Genomic DNA, 19654 nt, shown 5'->3' on the forward strand with positions numbered 1-19654 from the left:
GAGTGGTTCGCGCGGGGCGCCGGGGCCCGGCCCCGCCCGGCGCCGCGCGGCCCCGCGCCCCCCCCCCCGCCCCCCGGGGCCCCGGCCCCCCCCCGCCCCCCCCACGGCGGCACCCGTCCGGGTGACAATCCATGACGTGAACCCGAGCAGCGCCCTGAGCGAATTCCTCCGCACCCGCCGCGCCGGCCTGCGGCCCGAGGACGTCGACCTCCCCGACTACGGCGGCCGCCGCCGCGTCGCCGGGCTGCGCCGCGAGGAGCTCGCCCACCTCGCCGGAGTCAGCGTCGACTACTACACCCGCCTCGAACAGGGCCGCGTCGGCAACCCGTCGGACGCCGTCCTCGACGCCGTCGCCCGCGCCCTGCGGCTGGCCCCCGACGAGTCCGGCCACCTGCACCGCCTCGCCCGGCCCGCGGCCCGCCCCCGCCGCCCCGTCGAGCGCCAGCGGCCCCGCCCCTCGCTGCTGCGCCTGCTGGAGCAGCTCCCGCACACCCCGGCCCTGGTGATGGGCCACCGGATGGACGTCCTGGCCTGGAACCACGCCGCCGTCGCGCTCCTCGGCGACTACGGCGCCCTACCGGTCGAGGAGCGCAACATCGCCCGCATCACCTTCCTCGACCCGGCCTCCCGCGAGCTCTACGCCGACTGGGCCGCGTGCGCCCGGGAGAACGTCGCCTTCCTCCATCTGGAGGCCGGCCGCCGCCCCGACGATCCGCTGCTCGCCGAGCTGATCGGCCAACTCTGCCTGGGCAGCGAAGAGTTCCAGCGGATGTGGGCCGACCACCCGGTCGCCGACAAGACCTCGGGCCGCAAGGCCTTCCGCCACCCCCTGGCCGGCACGCTCGACCTCGTGTACGACACCCTGCGGCCGGCCGACGACCCGGGCCAGGCGCTGGTGACCTACACCGCCGACCCGGGCTCGGCGTCGGACGACGGGCTGCGGCTGCTGCTGTCCTGGGCGGCCTCGGGCTGAGGTTCCCCCGTCACTTCGAGCAGGTTCTCCCTGGCCAGGACGGTCGACGGATGGTCCGGGCCGAGGACGCGGTCGAGGTCCGCCGCCGCCCGGCGGAGCATCTCCACCCCTCGCTCCACGTCTCCGGCGTGCAGGTACATGACCGCGAGGTTGTTGCGGGACGTGAGGGTGTCCGGGTGGTCGCCGCCGAGGACGCGCCGGCGGTCGGCGAGGACCCGCTCCTGGAGACCGACGGCGTCCTCGACGCGTCCGGCCTCCAGGTAGGTGGCGGCCAGGTTGTTGCGGGACGTGAGGGTGTCCGGGTGGTCGGCGCCCAGCTCGTGCCGGCGGTCGGCGAGGACCTGCTCCTGGAGACCGATGGCGTCCTCGACGCGTCCGGCCTCCGAGTAGGTGGCGGCCAGGTTGTTGCGGGCCATCAGGACGGTGGGGTGGTCGCTGCCGTGGAGGCGTTGGAGGTCGGCGAGGACCTGCTCCTGGAGACTCATCGCCTCGTCGGTGCGTCCGGCCTCCCAGCACGACTGCGCGAGGTTCCCGAGGGCCGCGAGAGTGTCGGGATGGTCGCCTCCCAGGACGCGCTCGCTCGCGGTGGCGAGATGCGTCCAGTACTGGATGCCGGTGGCGTACAGGCCCGCCTCCACGAGGCTGGCGCCGCAGCGGAACAGCAGCAGGTGCATCCCCAGCGGCCGCTGGATCAGGCCGGTGGGCCCGTGCCTGGTGAGCACGTCGGTGTTGGCCCGGAGCGTCGCGGCCAAACCCTGCATGCCGTAGTCCGCGGTCGGCCACAGTTCGAGAAGGGCCTCGGCGACCACGATGCCCGCCCGCGTCGAGTCGGGACCCGTGTCGAGGGTGGCACGGGCGGTGAGCGCATGGAGGGTCACCTCCCGGTGGGAGGTCTCGGTGAGGGTGACGAGGCTGTAGTTGTGCAGGAGCGCGAGCGCCTCCATCGCGTCGTCGGCCGTGACGGGCGCGCCGCGGACCCTGCCGAGATGCTCCAGCACCGGCTCGGTGCCCCAGAGCTCCTGCGGATGCCCGGCCGGGTCGAGCAGCGCCGCCAACCGGAGGACCGGCCCGGCGAGCCCGACCGGCTCCTCCTGCTGCGCCGCGTCGAGGGCCAGCAGCAGCGCCGCCGCGACCGGCCCCCGGTAGCCGTCGGCACCGGAGCGGGCCGGCAGAACGGCGTCCAGGCTGCGGGAGCGGTCGCGGAAGAGCTCCAGGTACCGGCCGCAGCCGCGCCGGGTGTTGACCATGCAGGCGGCCGCGTGGGCCAGCGCGAGCGGCAGGTGGCCCAGCGCCTCGGCGAGCTCCTCCGCGTGCTCGTCGAGGAAGCGGGCGCACTTGGCCCGCTCCAGCCGCTCGCCGAGGTAGGCGGCGGACTCGGCGGGGGAGTACGTGGTGACGTCCACGAGGGTCCGGTCGCCGCCCGTACTGGCGGCTCCCCGGTGGCGGGTGGTCGCGATGACCCGTCCGCGCCCGCCCCGGCTGGTGACGGGCCAGAGCTCCTCGGGAGTGTGCTCGGTGGTGTTGTCGAGGACGACCAGCCAGCCCCGCTCGGTGACGGCCAGCCAGGCGAGGAAGCGCTCCGCGTCCTGTTCGGCCTCGCCGCTCGCCCCGGGCACCCGGAGCTCCACGGCGGCCCGGGCGTACAGGTCGGTCACGGCGGACGGCTCGGCCGCGTCGGCCCACAGCACCAGGTCGGTGCCCGCCTCGACGGCCGCGCGCGCGTAGTGCGCCGCGAGCTGCGACTTGCCGACGCCGCCACCGCCCGCCAGCACCTGGCTCAGCACGACCGTCCCGTACTCCCCGCGGGCCTCGTCGATGGCCCGGCGCAGCTCCGCCCGGGGCTGGAACGCCGTCGCCCTGGGCGGGATCCGCCCGATCACCACCGGCCACCGCACGTCGGCGGCCGGCGCGGCGTACTGGTGGACGGTCAGTTCGCGCGCCTGGAAGGTGCTGCCGTTGACCGTGCTGTTCTCGATGCCGTTCCTGACCTGCCAGCCCTGCACCTGCTCGCCCCCACCGCCCCGCGTGTTGAATGGGCACCATTATGGAAGGCCCGGCCCTCCGCGCCCTCGTCACCGGCCTCCCCGCCGCGCTCGCCGCCGGCATCGAACCGTGCCTAGCAGAACGTGCGCGCCTCGCGGCTCCGGCCGCCGCCGAGCGCCTGTCCGGCCTCGTCCTCGGTGGCGGGCCGGAACCGGTCGGCCGCCGCGTGGCCCGTCGTGGCCCCGCCGGCCGGCTGCGTGGTCCAGCGCTCGCCGCCGCCGTCGAGGCAGCGAGCGTCCGGACCGACCATCCCGTTGAACTCGAACACCTTTTCACCGTCCATGACATCGTGATGACCCTGACGTACCGTCCGTCCATGTGACCCTCGATCAGGCGTACGTCAACCAGATCTTCCTCCCGGACACCTACGCCCACGGCGTTCCTCACGAACTCTTGCGGAACCTCCGCGAGTCCGTTCCCGTCTGTTGGGTCGAGGAGCCTCCGGTCGGCGGGTGGCCCGGAGGCCCCGGGTACTGGGCGGTGCTGCGGCACGCGGACGTCAAGCACGTGCTGCGCAGCCCCGAACTGTTCTCCTCGCACCTGGGCGCCACCCAGATCCGCGACCCCGACACCCCGGCGGACCTGGAGTTCGCCCGGGCGATGATGCTCAACCAGGACCCGCCCGACCACTCCCGGCTGCGCCGGATCGTCGCCGCGGCGTTCACCCCGCGCGCCCTCGCGGAGCTGGCCGAGGCGGTCGACGGCCGGGTGCGGGAGCTGATCGAGGAGGTGCGGCCGGCCGGTCGCGCGGACTTCGTCCCGCTCGCCGCCGACCTGCCGGTGTGGACACTGGCCCGGGTGATGGGCGTGCCGGAGCAGGACCGGTTGCTGCTGCTGGACTGGGCGAACCGGGTGATCGGCTACCAGGACGCCGACTACGCCCACTCCAGCACCGTGGAGCCGGCCGCACTCACCGAGCTCGGCCGTGCCGCGCTCGCCCACCGCCCCACCACCCGGACCGCCCCGGACGGCCGCCCGGTCAACCCCCGCTCCCGCGCCGCGCTGGCGGACATGTTCGCCTACGCCCACGGCCTGGCCCGGCGGCCCGCCCCGGGCGGCCTGCTCTCCAGGACGCTCGAAGCGGGGCTGACGGCCGAGGAGTTCGAGACCATGTTCTTCCTCTTCGCCGTCGCCGGGAACGAGACCGTCCGCAACGGCCTGCCCGGCGGCCTGTACACCCTGCTCAGTCACCCGGAGCAGTACCAACTGCTGTGCGCGAACCCTGGCTTGGTGCCCTCCGCCGTCGAGGAGATGCTGCGCCACTGGGCGCCGGTGACGGATTTCCGCCGCACGGCGACGCGGGACGTGGAGCTGGGCGGCCGGACGATCCGGCGGGGCGACAAGGTGGTGGTCTACCACGCCTCCGCCAACCGGGACGCGGAGGTGTTCCCCGAGCCGGACCGCTTCGACATCACCCGCAGCCCGAACGACCACGTGAGCTTCGGCCACGGCCCGCACTTCTGCCTCGGTGCCCAACTCGCCCGGCTCCAGCTGCGATCGATGCTGCGCCGGCTGATCGAGCGGCTCCCCGGGCTCGCGCCGGTCCCGGGCCGGCCGCCGCGGCACCTGGTCTCCAACTTCCAGAACGGCCTCAAGTCGCTGCCGGTCCGGTGGACTTAGGAGGGATGTGCCTCGTCGGCCGTTCGTCTAGGCGCGCCCTCCGGCCTGGTCGCCGTTCCCGGTGCGGGCGGTGACCAGGCCGGACTCGTAGGCCGCGATGACCGCCTGGGCGCGGTCCCGGACGTCGAGCTTGCCGAAGATGCTGGTGATGTAGTTCTTCACCGTCGACACGCTGATGTCCAGGGCCAGTGAGATCGCGGTGTTGTCGAGGCCGGTGGCGATCAGCCGCCACACCTCGACCTCCCGGGGCGTGAGGTCGCCCGTGCCGGTGGCGGCCGGCGGCGGCGCGGCGGTGGCGCCCGGCGTCCGGACGTAGGCGGAGATCAGCCGGGTGAGCAGCCTCGGAGCGACCACCGCCTCCCCGGCGTGCACGGTCCGGATCGCCGTGGCCAGCTCCTCCGGGGAGACGTCCTTGGGCAGGAACCCGTGGGCACCGGCGCGCAGCGCGGCCACCACGTACTCGTCCATGTCGAAGGTGCTGAGGGCGAGCACCCGGCAGCCGGGCAGGACGCGGGCCAGTTCCCCGGTCGCGCCGACGCCGTCCAGGACGGGCATCCGGATGTCCATCACCACGACGTCGGGGCGCAGCCGGAGGGCGGCGGCGACGGCCCGCTCCCCGTCCTCGGCCTCGCCGACCACCTCGAAGGACGGGTCGGGGAAGAGGATCAGGGACAGGCCGCGGCGGACCAGCGGCTGGTCGTCGACGATGAGCACCTTGATCGCCGGGGCGGGTCCGGCGCCGTTGCCGTCGGCGGTGCCGGTGCCGGTGTCGTCGGCGTTGCCGTCGGCACGGCTGGTCGGGTCGGTCATCGGCCCGCCCCGCCGTGCTGGACGGCCGCCTCGGACGATTCGGCGGAGCTCAGCGGCAGCTCGGCCACCACGGCGAAGCCGCCGCCCGGCCGCGGGCCGGTCTCCAGGGTGCCGCCGTGCAGGGCGACGCGCTCGCGCATGCCGATCAGGCCGTACCCCGCCCGGCCCGCACCCGGGGCGCACACCGGCGGGGGCGCGCCGACGCCGTCGTCCCGCACCTCGACGGTGACCCGGTCCGGGTGGTACGCCAGGCGGACGGAGGCCCGGGCGGGGCCGGCGTACTTGCGGGCGTTGGTGAGGCCCTCCTGGACGATCCGGAACACGGTCAGGCCGACGGTGGGCGGCAGCGGGCGCCGGGGCCCGTCGACGGTGAACTCGGTCGACAGCCCGGCCAGGCAGGACTCGTCCACCAGCCGGTCGAGTTCGTCCGCCCCGGGCTGGGGCAACGGCGGGGCGGTGTCCGGTTCGTCGCCGGTCCGCAGGACGTTCAGCAGCTGGCGCATCTCGCGCAGGGCCAGCCGCCCCGAGGACTCCAGGGTGACCAGGGCGTCCCGGACCACCTCCGGCCTGCCGAGGTTGGCCCGGGCACCGCCGGCCATCAGCTGCATGGTGGTGATGTGGTGGGCCACGATGTCGTGCAGCTCCCGGGCGATGCGGCGGCGCTCCTCGGCGACCGCGCGGTCTGCCAGCAGTTGGCGGTTGGCGGCCACCTCCCGCTGCCAGCGCGAGACCGCCAGACCGGCGCCGCCCACCAGGGCGGCGGAGAAGGGCGCGGCGATGACCCCCTCCCAGGTCAGGGAGTGGAAGTGGCCCTGGCTCAGCGGCGTGACCACCGCCGTCGCCGCGCCGGCGGCCACCGTGACCGGGACGGTGCAGTTGCGGCCGACCGAGTACAGGGCGACGGTCAGGACGGCGCCGAAGCGGGTGCCGGCCGGGGCGGTGGAGAGCTCGACGGCCGTCTGGAGCACCAGGACGGCGGCGAGCGCCGGCACCGGGCGGCTGCGCCGGGCGAGCAGCGGCAGGCCCGAGAGGGCGACCAGGACGAAGACTGGAACGGTGATGCCCTGGCCCTCGGCGATCCGACCGAGGAGCAGGTACCCGACCAGGTCGACCGTGCCGGCGCCGACGGCCACCAGGGCGTCGCCCTGGGTCCACGGCAGCCCGTCCCTCCACCGCCCCGGCCGCCCGTCGACGCCGTTCGCCGTCCGTTCCCCCGGCGGGCCGTCCGTACCCGCGGCCGCCCCGGCGTGCTGACGCCCGTCCATCTGGTCCTCCCGGCTGATCACTGACGCAGCCATTCTGGCACCGGCCCGCCGGCCCGGACGTGGTCCCCGCGGCCGACGCCGGGAGGGCGGACCAGGACCACGGTCCTGGTTCCGTCCCAGGTGGAGGACCGCGGGCCCCGGCGCGGATCGTCCGCTGCCCGGACGCCCGGGACCCCCTCGCCCTGATGGTCTGGAGACAGGCCGGGAACCCCCGGCGCCGACACCGACGTTCGCGTCCATCAGCCGGAGGAATCGTGATCCGCGCACTGACCGGATTCTCCACCAGACACGCGTGGAAGGTCATCGCCGTCTGGGCGGTGCTGGGCATGGGGCTGAGCCTCCTGGCACCGATGCTGATGTCCCGGGTGACCGGGTCCCAGAGCGGGGACTTCCTGCCGCGCAGCTACGACTCGGCCGCCGCGCTGCGCATCGCCGAGGACAACTTCGGCGTGAAGCCGGACGCCACCACGGTCACGGTGCTGGTCGCCCGGACCGACGGCGGGGCGCTCACCGCCGCCGACCAGCAGAAGGTCGAGGCCGAGGCGGCGAAGCTCGCCGAGCGCCGGGTCGTCATGCCGAGGAAGGAGGACGAGCCGAAGTTCCTCGTGCCCGACCACTCCCAGACGCCCCGGATCGCGCCCGCCATGGTGGCGCCCGACCGGACCTTCGAACTGCTCTCGGTCGAGCTGACCGGCAACGCGACGGAGGAGGGGGTGCGGGGCGTCTACAAGGCCTTCCGGGACGACGCCCGCGCGCGTTTCGCCGACCTCGGGATGCGCACCGGGTTCACCGGCGGCCTGGCCCAGGCCGCCGACAGCGCCGACGCCAACCGGACCGCCGCGATGATCGGCAGCGCCCTCGTCACGGTGCTGATCGTCCTGCTCAACGTGCTGGTGTTCCGCAGCGTGCTCGCGGCCGTGCTGCCGCTGCTCGCGGTCGCCGTGATCGGCGGCGTGGCCGGCGGAGCCGTGGCGGGTGCGGCGGCGCTCGCCGGTCTGAAGCTGGACGCCTCCACCCCGGGCCTGATCTCCGTGGTCCTGCTCGGCATCGGCGTCGACTACCTGCTGTTCCTGCTCTTCCGGTTCCGCGAGCACCTGCGGGCGCGGCCCGACCAGCCCGCCCGGGAGGCGGCCGCCGAGGTGGCGGGCCGGGTGGGCACCGCGATCACCTCCGCGGCGCTGACCATCGTCGCCGCCTTCGCCACCCTGGGCGTGGCGACCTTCGGCCAGTTCCGTTCGCTCGGCCCGGCCATCGCCGTCGCGGTGCTGGTCATGCTGCTGGGCAGCCTCACCCTGATGCCCGCCCTGCTCGCCGCCTGCGGCCGCGGGATGTTCTGGCCCTCGCGCGGTCTGCGGCGGGTTCCGCGTGAGGGCGTCGCCGCCCGTTTCGGCGGCCTCGTCGCCCGCCGGCCGCTGGCGCTGCTGGCGGCCTCCGTCGCCCTGCTCGGCGCGCTGGCCGCCGGCACGGCCGGGCTGCGGATGGACTACAGCCTGGCGGACGGCTCCACGACGGCGGCGGCGGCCACCGCCGCGGAGATCTCCCGCGCCCTGCCGGCCGGCGTCTCCGACCCGACGACCGTCTACCTCGTCGCCCAGGACGGCGGCACCCTCGACGCCGGCCGGTTCGACGGCCTCTCCCGGGCCCTGACCGGGGTCGAGGGCGTCGGCCAGGTGGGCCGGACCGTCCTCGACGAGGCCCACCGCGCCGCCCGGATCGAGGTCTACCTGAACGCCGACCCGCAGAGCCAGCGGGCCCGCGACCTGGCCTCCGGCCCGGTCCGTGCCGCGGTCGCCGCGCACACCCCGCCCGGAACCAGCGCCCACGTCGGCGGCACGGCGGCGGTCTTCGCCGACATCTCCACCGCCGTCGACCACGATCTGACCGTGGTCTTCCCGGTCGCGGCCGCCCTGATCGCCCTGATCCTGCTGCTGCTCCTGCGCAGCCTGCTGGCCCCGGTGGTCCTGATGCTCGCCGTCGGCCTCGGGTTCGCCGCCACCCTCGGCGCCGCCACGCTGCTGTTCCAGCACGGCCTGGGCGAGCCGGGCGTCGCCTTCACCCTCCCGCTGGTGCTGTTCCTGTTCGTCGTCGCCCTGGGCACCGACTACAACATCCTCGTCACCGACCGCATCCGTGAGGAGATGCGGCGGCCCGGTGCGCCCCGCGACGCCGTGGCCCGCGCCGTCCGGCACACCGCGCCGGCCGTCGCCACGGCCGGTCTCGTCCTGGCCGGTTCCTTCGCCACCCTGGCGACCACCCCGGGCAGCGAGCAGATCGCCTTCTCGCTGACCCTCGGCATCCTGCTCTCCGCCCTGGTCCTCTCGCTCGGCGTGGTCCCGGCCCTGGCCGCCCTCCTCGGCCGCTCCCTCTGGTGGCCTCTGCGCCCCACCCCGGCCGCTCCGACCACGACGGCACCGACCACGACGGGGCCGGACACCGCCGCGGCCCCGGTGGCCGCCCCGCGCCCGGCCCCGGACCGCCTCGGCACCCGCTGAGCGAACCGGTCACACCGGTCGCACCGGTCACACCGGTCTCCACCGAGGCGTTCCCTCCCGGGGACCCTTCGGGCCCGGCCCCGAGCCGGCCCGAAGGGTCCCCGGCGTCATGGCCGCCGTGGTGCCCGGCCCCTCACTCGAAGCGCGCGGGGTCGCCGGCCCCGCGCCGGACGATCTCCGGCTCGCCGCTGGAGTAGTCGACGACCGTCGTCGGCACCGTGCCGCAGTCGCCCGAATCCAGCACGGCGTCCAGCACGTGGTCGAGCCGCTCCTTGATCTCCCATCCCTGGGTCATCGGCTCGTCCTCGCCGGGGAGGAGCAGGGTGCTGGAGACCAGGGGCTCACCGAGTTCGGCGAGCAGGGCCCGGGTGACGACGTGATCGGGGATCCGCACCCCGACCGTCTTCTTCTTCGGGTGCATCAGGCGGCGCGGCACCTCCTTGGTGGCGGGGAGGATGAAGGTGTAGCTGCCCGGCGTCGAGGCCTTGACGGCGCGGAAGACGTCGTTGTCGATGTGGACGAACTGGCCCAGCTGGGCGAAGTCCATGCACATCAGTGTGAAGTGGTGGCGGTCGTCGAGACGCCGGATCGACCGGATCCGTTCGAGGCCGTCGCGGTTCTCCAGGCGACAGCCCAGGGCGAAACAGGAGTCGGTCGGGTACGCGATGAGGTTCCCGGACCGGAGGCCGGCGGCCACGGTGCCGATGGTGCGCGGCTGGGGGGACTCTGGATGCACGTCGAAGTACTTCGCCATTGGCCGACCCTACGGGATCCCGGTCGTCGCCCGGTGCAGCCACCGCGTCCCGCCCCCGGTGCCCGGGGCCGCGCCGCCGCTGCCCGGGGCCGCGCCGCCGGGCACCGTCCCGCGTCCGGCCGGCCGCCGGGGCGATCAGCCCGCGCAGTCCGGGCACAGTCCCCGGTAGGTGACCTCCGCCTGCACCACGGCGAATCCGAAGCGCTGCTCGGCCGGAAGGTCGGCGAGCGGATTGCCCCGCGGGTGGACGTCGCGGATGGCGCCGCAGCCGGTGCAGACCAGGTGCTGGTGAGGGTGGTGGGCGTTCGGGTCGTAGCGCTTGGCGCGCCCGTCGGTGGCCACCTCGACGACCTCGCCCAGGGTGACCAGTTCACCGAGCGTGTTGTAGACCGTCGCCCGGGAGATCTCCGGGAGGCGCTCCGCCGCCCGGGCGTGCACCTCGTCGGCGGTCAGGTGCACGTGCTCGCCGTCCAGGACCTCGGCCACGACACGCCGCTGGGAGGTGAGGCGCCAGCCGCGCCCGCGCAGCCGCTCCAGCAGGTCACTCATATCGGTTCACCTATTCAGGTCAAGGGGAGGACCGGAGTTTACCAATTCACCTCCGGTGCCTTCCGGTTCCCGATCGGATATGGCTTTGGTGTCTTTCTTGACTTGGAATCCGTCCATCGTAGGATCGGCTCCGGCGCTAGCCTGGGTGGCAGCAGCATGTGACCCCCGTCACTGCCGTGCGCAACGGCGGGCAGTGACAGCAGTGGCAACACGCGGCGCGCCAGGACCAGACAGCAGCAGTAGGTGCCGTAGGTAGCAGATGAAGACACCGTGATCCGCCTTGTGAGGGAAGGATTCCCATGTCTGACAACCACGATGCAACCGGCGTAGAGGCGAACGCGGAGGGCTGCCCGGTGAACCACGGGCGGGCGCCGCACCCCACCCAGGGCGGCGGGAACCGCCAGTGGTGGCCGGAACGGCTCAACCTGAAGATCCTCGCGAAGAACCCGGCGGTGGCCAATCCGCTCGGTGGCGGATTCGACTACGCCGAGGCCTTCAAGACCCTCGACCTCCCGGCCGTCAAGCGGGACATCCAGGAGGCCCTCTCCACCTCGAAGGACTGGTGGCCGGCCGACTTCGGCTACTACGGCCCCTTCATCATCCGGATGGCCTGGCACAGCGCCGGCACCTACCGGATCAGCGACGGCCGCGGCGGCGCCGGCGGCGGCCAGCAGCGCTTCGCCCCGCTGAACAGCTGGCCCGACAACGCCAGCCTCGACAAGGCCCGCCGCCTGCTGTGGCCGGTGAAGAAGAAGTACGGGCGCGCCCTGTCCTGGGCCGACCTGATCATCCTGTCCGGCAACGTGGCCCTGGAGGGCATGGGCTTCGCCACCTTCGGCTTCGGCGGCGGCCGGGTCGACGAGTGGGAGCCGGACGAGGACGTCTACTGGGGCCCGGAGACCACCTGGCTCGGCGACGAGCGCTACACCGGCGACCGCGAGCTGGAGAGCCCGCTGGCCGCCGTCCAGATGGGCCTGATCTACGTCAACCCCGAGGGCCCCAACGGCAACCCGGACCCGATCGCCGCCGCCCGCGACATCCGCGAGACCTTCTACCGGATGGCGATGAACGACGAGGAGACCGTCGCGCTGATCGCCGGCGGCCACACCTTCGGCAAGACCCACGGCGCCGGCCCGGCCGACAGCGTCGGCCCGGCCCCCGAGGACGCCCCGATCGAGCAGCAGGGCCTCGGCTGGAAGAGCACCTTCGGCACCGGCGTCGGCGGCGACGCGATCACCAGCGGTCTGGAGGGCACCTGGACGCCCACCCCGATCACCTGGGACAACAGCTTCTTCGAGACGCTGTTCGGCTACGAGTGGGAGCTCACCAAGAGCCCGGCCGGCGCGCACCAGTGGAAGCCCAAGGACGGCGGCGGCGAGGGCACCGTCCCGGACGCCCACGACCCGGCCAAGCGGCACGTGCCGATCATGCTCACCACGGACCTGTCGCTGCGCTTCGACCCGGTCTACGAGCCGATCTCCCGGCGCTTCCTGGAGAACCCGGAGGAGTTCGCCGACGCCTTCGCCCGCGCCTGGTACAAGCTGACCCACCGCGACATGGGCCCGGTGGTCCGCTACCTCGGCCCCGAGGTCCCGGGCGAGCACCTGCTCTGGCAGGACCCGCTGCCGGGGGTCACGTACCGGCCGATCGGCGCGGCCGACGTCGCCGACCTCAAGCGGCGGATCAACGCCACCGGCCTGTCGGTGTCCGAACTGGTCTCCACCGCCTGGGCGGCGGCCTCCTCCTTCCGCTCCAGCGACAAGCGCGGCGGGGCCAACGGCGGCCGCATCCGGCTCCAGCCGCAGATCGGCTGGGAGGTCAACGAGCCCGACCGGCTGGCCACGGTGCTGCGCGCCCTGGAAGGCGTGCAGCAGGAGTTCGACGCGCAGGCCGGCGACAAGCGGGTCTCGCTCGCGGACCTGGTGGTGCTGGCCGGCGGCGTCGGCATCGAGCAGGCCGCCAGGGCGGCCGGGCTGGCCGTCGAGGTGCCGTTCGCGCCCGGCCGGGTGGACGCGCCGCAGGAGCTGACCGACACCGAGTCCTTCGCCGCGATGGAGCCCAAGGCGGACGGCTTCCGCAACTGGGTCGGCAAGGGCAACCGGCTGCCGGCCGAGTACCTGCTGCTCGACAAGGCCAACCTGCTGGGCGTCAGCGCGCCCGAGCTGACCGTCCTGGTCGGTGGCCTGCGCGTGCTGGGCGCCAACCACGGCGGGTCCACGCACGGTGTGCTCACCGGGACCCCCGGCGTGCTGACGAACGACTACTTCGTCAACCTGCTGGACCTGGACACCGCGTGGAAGGCCACCTCGGAGGACGCCCACACCTTCGAGGGCCGGGACGGTTCGGGCCGGGTGCGCTGGACCGGCACCCGCGCCGACCTGGTCTTCGGCTCGAACGCCGAACTGCGGGCCGTCGCCGAGGTGTACGCGGCCGACGACGCCAAGGAGAAGTTCGTCGAGGACTTCGTCGCGGCCTGGGTCAAGGTCATGAACGCGGACCGCTTCGACCTCCGCTGATCCGCGGCGCCTGACGACGGGAGCCCGGGGCGGTGAGGCCCCGGGCTCCCGTCGCGCGTCACCGGCCCCGAGCCGGATCGGCGACGGACCCCACGCTGACCAGCCCGGTCTCGTACGCCGCGACCACCACCTGGGCCCGGTCCCGCAGGCCCAGCTTGCCGAGGATCCGGGCCACGTGCGTCTTCACCGTCGCCTCGGACAGCCCCAGTCGGGCGGCGAGTTCGGCGTTGCTGAGGCCGCGGGCGAGCAGCCCCGTCACCTCCAGCTCGCGCGGGGTGAGCGTGCCCAGCTCCCGGTGCGGGGCGGCGGGGCCTGCCGGGCTCTCCGGGCGGGCGAAGCGCTCGACCAGACGGCGGGTGATCGCCGGGGCGAGCAGCGCGTCCCCGGTGCGGACCAGCCGGACGGCGGCCGCCAGGTGCTCCGGGGTGACGTCCTTCAGCAGGAAGCCGCTGGCCCCGGCGGCCATCGCCGCGTAGACGTAGTGGTCGAGGTCGAAGGTGGTCAGCATGATGATCCGCGGCGGCTCCTGCGCGCCGTCCGCCAGGATCCGGCGGGCGGCCTCCAGCCCGTCCAGGCCGGGCATCCGGATGTCCATCAGCACCACGTCCGGCCGGCAGCGGCGGACGGCGGCGACGGCCTGCTCGCCGTCCTCGGCCTCGGCCACCACCTCGATGCCCTCCGACTCCAGGATCAGCCGGAACCCGGTGCGGACCAGGGCCTGGTCATCGGCGACCACCACCCGCAGCGGCTGCTCGGTCATGAACTCTCCAGGGGAATCAGGGCCTTGACGCGGTAGCCGCCGCGCGGCCGGGGGTCGGTGTGCAGGGTGCCGCCGTAGACGGCGAGGCGTTCGCGCAGGCCGAGCAGGCCGCGTCCGTTGCCGGTGGCGGCGGCGCCGGTGGGACGGCCTCCGGTGTCGGTGACCTCCACCAGCAGCCGGTCGGGGGCGTACTCGACGGTCACCGCGGCGTGGGCGCCGCCCGCGTGCTTGACGGTGTTGGTGAGCGCCTCCTGGACGACCCGGTAGGCGGCCAGCTCGACCCCGGGCGGGACGGCGCGGCGCTCGCCGCGGACGGTCAGCTCGACCGGCAGCCCGGCCTGCCGGACGCCGTGGACCAGCGTCTCCAGCCGGCCGAGGCCCGGCTGCGGGCTGAGGCCGGCCCCGGCGGCCGGGTTGTCGGCGCTCTCCGAGTCGATGGTCAACAGGCCCATCACGTGCCGGAGTTCGGTCATCGCCGCGCGGCCGCCGGACTCCACCGCGAGCATCGCCTCGCGGGCCCTCTCCGGCGCGGTGTCCAGGATCTTGCGGGCCGCCCCGGCCTGGATCGTCATCATGCTCACGTTGTGGGTGACGACATCGTGCAACTCCCGGGCGATCCTGGCCCGTTCGAGCTCCACCGCGCGCTGCAGCGCGGCCAGCTGCTCGCGCTCCAGGGCGGAGAGCCGCTCCCGCCCCTCCTCCACCCGGCGGCGCCACATCCGCAGTTCGTACGCGACCGCGAACACCGGCACCAGGAGCAGGACGGCGATCACCCCGTTGGGGAAGTGCGGCAGTTTGGCCGCGGAGAAGAGCACCACCAGGGCGGCGGTGGCGGCCGGCAGGCCGAGCAGCAGGGCCCGGGGGCGGCGCCCGTACGCGGCGGCGCTGTACGCGGCGACGACCACCGCCACGCCCGCCGAGTACGCGATGTCCTGCGACTGGTGCCGGACCAGCAGCGCGGCCGGCAGCACCGTCCACAGCACCGCCAGCGGGTAGCGGCGGCGCAGGACCAGCGGCAGCGGGACGAGCGGCACCAGCAGCAGCAGCCAGGACAGCGCCGTTCCGTGCGGGCCGCCCGCGATGGTCGCGTAGCGCCCGCCGGTGAAGGCGAGGAAGAGGGCCAGGGCCACGTCGAAGGCCTGGCCGCGCCGGGTCGGCCGGGGCGGCGGCGCGGTGCCCGGGCCGTCGGCCGGGCGGACCGCCGCGCGCAGCCGGCGCACCGTCGGATGGTTGATCACCGGGACATTGTGGGGGCCACGGCCCCCGCGGGACAGCCCCTCGGCCGGGGGGTGGCCGGTACTCCCCACGACTACATCGGAGGGATGACGCCGGCGCCCGTCCACCCGACGCGGTACGGAACCTGCGGCGGTCGGCGGACGCGGACCCGCGCCGCCCGTCCGTACCTTCGTCGCGGCACCAGACGGGAAGCGACGAGGAGCGGGGACATGAGCAGCGATCCGGTGATCGAACTGAGCGGCGTGAGCCGCCACTACGAGGGCGCCCGGGCGGCCCTGGACGACGTCACGCTGAGCGTGCGGGCGGGGGAGTCGGTGGCCGTGCTCGGCCCGTCCGGCAGCGGGAAGTCCACCCTGCTGAACCTGGTCGCCGGGCTGGACCGGCCCAGCGCCGGGACGGTCACCGTGGCCGGGGTGCGGGTGGACCGGCTGGGCGAGGCGGCCTCGGCCCGCTACCGGCGCGGCACGATCGGCATGGTGTTCCAGTTCTTCAACCTGCTGGACGACCTCACCGTGGCCGACAACGTGGTGCTGGCCGGCGAACTGGCCGGCGTCCCGCGCGCCGAGGCCCGGCGCCGGGCGGCCGAACTGCTGGAGGCGCTCGGCATCGACCGGCACACCCGCGCCCACCCGGGCCGGCTCTCCGGCGGCGAGCGCCAACGCGTCGCGGTGGCGAGGGCGCTGATGAACCGGCCGGCCCTGCTGCTGGCGGACGAGCCGACCGGCGCGCTGGACTCGGCCGCCGGCGAGGACGTCAAGGAGCTGTTCCGCGACCTGCACGAGGACGGGCAGACCGTCCTGCTCGTCACCCACGACCTGGCCCTGGCCGAGGACTGCGCCACCCGGACGGTCCGGATGCGGGACGGCCGGGTCGAGGCGGACTCGGCTTCGGCTCCGGCGGTGGCGTCATGACCGCGCTCGGCAGGGTCGTCCGGGCCGGTGTGCGCAGGCGCCGGACGCAGTCCGTCGCCGTCGGACTGGCCGCGCTGGTGGCCACCACCTGCTCCGTCCTCGGCGGCTCGCTGCTGGTCGCCTCCCGGGCCCCCTTCGAGCAGGCCTTCGACGGCCAGCACGGCGCCCACCTCACCGCACGCTTCGACGGCGCCCGGGCGAGCGCCGACCAGCTCGCCGCCACCGCGCACGCCCCCGGGGTGACGGCCGCCGCCGGGCCGTACCGCACCGTCACCGTCGACCCCGAGCCCGGCTCCGGCACGGACCTGCCGCCCGGGATCACGATGGCGCCGATGACCGTCACCGGCCGCGCCGCGGCCACCGCAGGGGTCGACGACGTCACTCTGCTCCAAGGGAGTTGGCCGCAGCAGCCGGGCGAGGTGGTGATCGAGGCCGGGTACGGCGACAAGCCCCGGCAACCGGGCGGCACCCTGCGGCTGCCCGGCCTGCCGGGCGCGCCCACCCTCAAGGTCGTCGGCTTCGCCCGTTCCGTCAGCCGGACCTCGGACGCCTGGGTGACCCCGGACGGCATCGCCGCCCTCACCGCACCCGGCAGCACCCCCGGCTACGAGATGCTCTACCGCTTCACGGACACCGGCAGCGCCGACGCCATGGTCGCCGACCGGGCCGCCGTGGCCGCGGCCGCCCCCGGCGGGGCGCTCACCGGTGCGCAGTCCTGGCTCACCGCCAAGCAGGGCTCGGACCGCAACACCGCCCTGTTCCTGCCCTTCATGGTCGCCTTCGGCCTGCTCGGGATGGCCATGTCGGTCCTGGTCGCGGGCAATGTGGTGGCCGGTGCCGTAGGCACCGCCACCCGGCGGATCGGCGTGCTCAAGGCGCTCGGCTGCACCCCCGCCCAGGTGGTGCGCGCGTACGTCGCCCAGGCGCTGATCCCGGCCGGCGCCGGCACCCTGCTCGGGGTGGTCGCGGGCAACGCACTGACCGTCCCGGTGCTCGCCACCACCGGATCGCTCTACGGCACCACCGCCTCGGGCCTCGCCCCCCGGGTGGACGCCGCCGTCGCGGGCGGCACCCTGGCCGCCGTCACCCTGGTCGCCTGGGCCGCCGCCGCCCGGGCCGGACGGCTGCGCACGGTGGACGCGCTCGCCGTCGGCCGTACGGCGGGCGGCACCCGGCGGGACGCGTTCGCCACCCGGGCCGCCGCACTGGCCGCCCGGCTGCCGCTGCCCCGCCCGCTGACCCTCGGCCTCGCCCAGCCCTTCGCCCGCCCGGCCCGCGCGGCCGGGATGCTCGCGGCGGTGCTGTTCGGCACGGCGGCGGCCGTCTTCGCGGTGGGCATGGGCGGGACGATGGGCTGGGTGCAGCAGGCGAAGACACGGGACGCCGGGGACCTCGTGGTGCACCCGACGCGCCCGGACGGCCCGCCCGGGGCGGGTCCGGCGGGCAGGCCGGTCCCGGCCGACCGGGCCGTCGTCACCGCGGCGCTGGACGCCCGGCCGGGCACCGCCGCGTACTTCGGCAACGGCACCGAGGACGTCACCGTCCCCGGGGTGGCCGGCACCACCACGGTGACCGCCTTCGACGGCGACTCCTCCTGGGCGGGCTACCGGATGGTCACCGGGCGCTGGTACCGGGGCCCGGGCGAGGCCGTCGCCCCGGCCACCTTCCTGACCGAGGCCTCCGTCGGGCTCGGCGACCGGGTGACCTTCACGAGCCACGGCCGGCCGGTCACCGTCCGGATCGTCGGCGAGGTCTTCGACCCGCACGTGCAGACCAACGAGCTGTTCACCGACGCCGCCGGCTACCCGTCCGGCACGGCCCCCAGGCCGGACTTCTGGGTCGTCAAACTGAAGCCCGGCACCGACCGGACCGCCTACGCCACCGCCCTCGGCGCCGCGCTCGCCCCGGAGCACATGACCGCCGACACCGGCGGACCGCACGGCTCCAGCGGCTCGATCGCCGCACTGAACTCGCTCACCGCCACCCTGACCGCGCTGCTGCTCGTGGTCGCCGGGCTCGGAGTGTTCAACACCGTCGTCCTGGAGATCCGCGAGCGCACCCGGGACACGGGCGTCACCAAGGCGCTCGGCATGACCCCGGCGCAGACCGTGGGCGTCGTCCTCGCCTCGGTGGTGCCGGTCGGGGCCGTCGGCGGCGCGGTCGGACTGCCGGCGGGCCTGCTGCTGCACGGCCTGACGGTGCCCGCGATGGGCCGCAGCGCCGGGCTGACCTTCCCGGCCTCCGCGCTGGACGTGTTCGGCACCCCGGTGCTGGTCCTGCTCGCCCTCGGCGGCGTGCTGATCGCCCTGCTCGGCGCCCTGCTCCCGGCCGTACGGGCGGCGCGGGCGCGCACGGTGGACGCGCTGCGGGCGGAGTGAGGGCGGGCGGAGTGAGGGCGGGGGAGTGACGGCGAGGCCGGACGGGACCAGATGTCCGGTCCCGTCCGGCCCCGGCTCACGAGGCCGGTGCGCTCAGGAGGCCCCCGCGCCGTCCGCCTTCTGCCCGTCGGCCTTCTGCTCGGCCGCCCGGACCTGCTCGGCGAACTCGCGCGCGTCGATCCGCTCGACCGAGGCCCCGTGCCGGTCGGCCAGCTCGTCCGCCGGGGCGGGCGAGGACTCCCGGACCTCCAGCGCGAGCAGCGCCCCGCCGTCCGGCACCCGGGGCGAGAGCAGGATCAGCCCGGCGCCGCCCTCGCTCGCCTGGTGCTCCTCGGCCGCGTTGCCGATCGCCGCGCCGGCCGCGAAGCCCAGCAGCACGCCGACCGGCCCGCCGAGCAGCCCGATCAGGCCGCCCAGCACGCCCGAGCCGACGGTGGCCACCCCCGCGCCCCGGGTGAAGGTGTCCGCGACCTCCAGCAGCCCGTCGGCGCTGCGCTCCATCGCCGCCACCATCCGCAGGCCCGGCAGGTGCTGCGCCTCGTCGAAGGCCGGGCGCCAGGCGGCGGCGTCGGGGAAGGTCAGCAGGACGACGTTGTGCTGGTCGCTCATCGCGCTCCGATCGGGCCGGGGCCGCAGGTGGCCGGGCTTTCATCGTGACCCCCGGTGCGGGGCGCTGCCACCCCGGCGGCCTCAGCGCGGCCCGTCCGCCGGGTGGTTGAACACCGGCCCGAGGTCCGGCGGGAGGTGTTCGACCAGCAGCGCGACGGCCTCCTCCGGGGTGGCGGGCGTGCCGAGCACCCCGGAGCCGCCCGGGCCGTGGATCTGGTAGCCGCCGCCGTCCTGCGGCACGGCGAACGGCACGCCCGCGGCTGCCCACGGGAACGAGGTCGACAGGCTGAAGTGCAGGTTGTAGTGGCTGGTCCAGGGGAAGAGCCGGCGCAGCCGGGGCTCCGCGCGGGCGGCCTTCAGCAGGCGCACCAGGCCGTCGTTGCAGCTTCCGGGGCCGTGCCCGATGTCCTGCTGGAGCCATTCCCACGACAGGACGAGCCCCTCCCAGCGGGCCTCCGTGGCGGCCTCGGGGCCGATCGCGCGGGCGGCGGCGAGGTCCGGCAGGACGGGCTTGGGCAGGGCGCCTCTCTGATCATCTGATCGCATGGTGGGCAGTCTGCCCCAGCGCCCTCCGCAAAAGGGAAACGGTCGTCGGGCCCGTCCGCACGGCGGGCCCGGACCCGGACCCGGCCCGGCGACGTCCGGCCGCCGGGCCGGGTCGGATCCCGGGGTCGAACCTCGGTCGGCCCGACCATTTCTGTCGGACAGTTGGATCATCGAGGTGGATTCCGTGCGCCG

16 protein-coding genes are annotated in these 19654 nt (G+C 75.0%); 6 read left to right on the plus strand and 10 right to left on the minus strand.

Translation table 11 applies throughout. From position 1 onward, the window contains the following. The first annotated feature begins 127 nt into the window (after positions 1-127). On the plus strand, positions 128-973 hold the full coding sequence (locus ACWGKU_RS34590) for a helix-turn-helix domain-containing protein (protein WP_452191698.1): 846 nt from the start codon (positions 128-130) through the stop codon (positions 971-973). Here ACWGKU_RS34590 and ACWGKU_RS34595 read toward each other — a convergent pair. Beyond that, positions 901-2976: a tetratricopeptide repeat protein gene (locus ACWGKU_RS34595; protein WP_452179647.1), complete on the minus strand. Its 2076-nt coding sequence runs from the start codon at positions 2974-2976 to the stop codon at positions 901-903. The genes ACWGKU_RS34590 and ACWGKU_RS34595 overlap by 73 nt on opposite strands. 113 nt (positions 2977-3089) lie before the next feature. Next, positions 3090-3299: a hypothetical protein gene (locus ACWGKU_RS34600; protein ID WP_401049578.1), complete on the minus strand. Its 210-nt coding sequence runs from the start codon at positions 3297-3299 to the stop codon at positions 3090-3092. A gap of 35 nt (positions 3300-3334) precedes the next feature. On the opposite strand from ACWGKU_RS34600, the gene ACWGKU_RS34605 reads away from it, so the two are divergent. Beyond that, entirely contained in the window at positions 3335-4636 is a 1302-nt protein-coding gene (locus ACWGKU_RS34605) for a cytochrome P450 (RefSeq protein ID WP_452179646.1), read from the plus strand. A gap of 27 nt (positions 4637-4663) precedes the next feature. Here ACWGKU_RS34605 and ACWGKU_RS34610 read toward each other — a convergent pair whose 3' ends face one another. Continuing rightward, entirely contained in the window at positions 4664-5446 is a 783-nt protein-coding gene (locus ACWGKU_RS34610; RefSeq protein ID WP_452179645.1) for a response regulator transcription factor, read from the minus strand. Next, entirely contained in the window at positions 5443-6744 is a 1302-nt protein-coding gene (locus ACWGKU_RS34615; protein WP_452179644.1) for a sensor histidine kinase, read from the minus strand. The genes ACWGKU_RS34610 and ACWGKU_RS34615 overlap by 4 nt, the downstream gene beginning before the upstream one ends. A gap of 221 nt (positions 6745-6965) precedes the next feature. Here ACWGKU_RS34615 and ACWGKU_RS34620 point away from each other — a divergent pair, with 221 nt between their 5' ends. Continuing rightward, positions 6966-9203 (plus strand): MMPL family transporter, encoded by a 2238-nt coding sequence (locus ACWGKU_RS34620; RefSeq protein ID WP_452179643.1) that lies wholly within the window; start codon positions 6966-6968, stop codon positions 9201-9203. Positions 9204-9336: 133 nt separating this feature from the next. Here the strand turns inward: ACWGKU_RS34620 and ACWGKU_RS34625 are convergent, their stop codons facing one another. Both ACWGKU_RS34625 and ACWGKU_RS34630 read right to left on the minus strand, forming a co-directional pair. Next, positions 9337-9957 (minus strand): L-threonylcarbamoyladenylate synthase, encoded by a 621-nt coding sequence (locus tag ACWGKU_RS34625; RefSeq protein ID WP_359898790.1) that lies wholly within the window; start codon positions 9955-9957, stop codon positions 9337-9339. Between the two features lie 135 nt (positions 9958-10092). After that, the gene (locus ACWGKU_RS34630; protein ID WP_401052692.1) at positions 10093-10506 is read right to left on the minus strand and encodes a Fur family transcriptional regulator; all 414 of its coding nucleotides are present in this window, start codon (positions 10504-10506) and stop codon (positions 10093-10095) included. 299 nt (positions 10507-10805) lie between these two features. Here ACWGKU_RS34630 and katG point away from each other — a divergent pair, with 299 nt between their 5' ends. Then, entirely contained in the window at positions 10806-13022 is a 2217-nt protein-coding gene (gene katG / locus ACWGKU_RS34635) for a catalase/peroxidase HPI (protein ID WP_401052689.1), read from the plus strand. A 58-nt stretch (positions 13023-13080) separates the two neighbouring features. Here katG and ACWGKU_RS34640 read toward each other — a convergent pair whose 3' ends face one another. After that, positions 13081-13782: a response regulator gene (locus ACWGKU_RS34640; RefSeq protein ID WP_401052686.1), complete on the minus strand. Its 702-nt coding sequence runs from the start codon at positions 13780-13782 to the stop codon at positions 13081-13083. Further along, entirely contained in the window at positions 13779-15017 is a 1239-nt protein-coding gene (locus ACWGKU_RS34645) for a sensor histidine kinase (RefSeq protein WP_401052695.1), read from the minus strand. The genes ACWGKU_RS34640 and ACWGKU_RS34645 overlap by 4 nt, the downstream gene beginning before the upstream one ends. 210 nt (positions 15018-15227) lie before the next feature. On the opposite strand from ACWGKU_RS34645, the gene ACWGKU_RS34650 reads away from it, so the two are divergent. Together ACWGKU_RS34650 and ACWGKU_RS34655 are read left to right on the plus strand one after the other, a co-directional pair. After that, complete coding sequence (locus ACWGKU_RS34650) at positions 15228-15929, plus strand: ABC transporter ATP-binding protein (protein WP_401049801.1); 702 nt, start codon at positions 15228-15230, stop codon at positions 15927-15929. Then, positions 15926-18307: an FtsX-like permease family protein gene (locus ACWGKU_RS34655; RefSeq protein WP_452180537.1), complete on the plus strand. Its 2382-nt coding sequence runs from the start codon at positions 15926-15928 to the stop codon at positions 18305-18307. Before ACWGKU_RS34650 ends, ACWGKU_RS34655 begins: the two co-directional genes overlap by 4 nt. Before the next feature lie 93 nt (positions 18308-18400). Here the strand turns inward: ACWGKU_RS34655 and ACWGKU_RS34660 are convergent, their stop codons facing one another. Next, positions 18401-18916, minus strand: coding sequence for a histidine kinase (locus ACWGKU_RS34660; protein WP_401049795.1), 516 nt, complete (start codon positions 18914-18916; stop codon positions 18401-18403). Between the two features lie 81 nt (positions 18917-18997). After that, positions 18998-19462: a DUF6193 family natural product biosynthesis protein gene (locus ACWGKU_RS34665; protein ID WP_401049793.1), complete on the minus strand. Its 465-nt coding sequence runs from the start codon at positions 19460-19462 to the stop codon at positions 18998-19000. Positions 19463-19654 lie beyond the last annotated feature (192 nt).

It is taken from the genome of Kitasatospora sp. NPDC054768, from assembly GCF_053612025.1.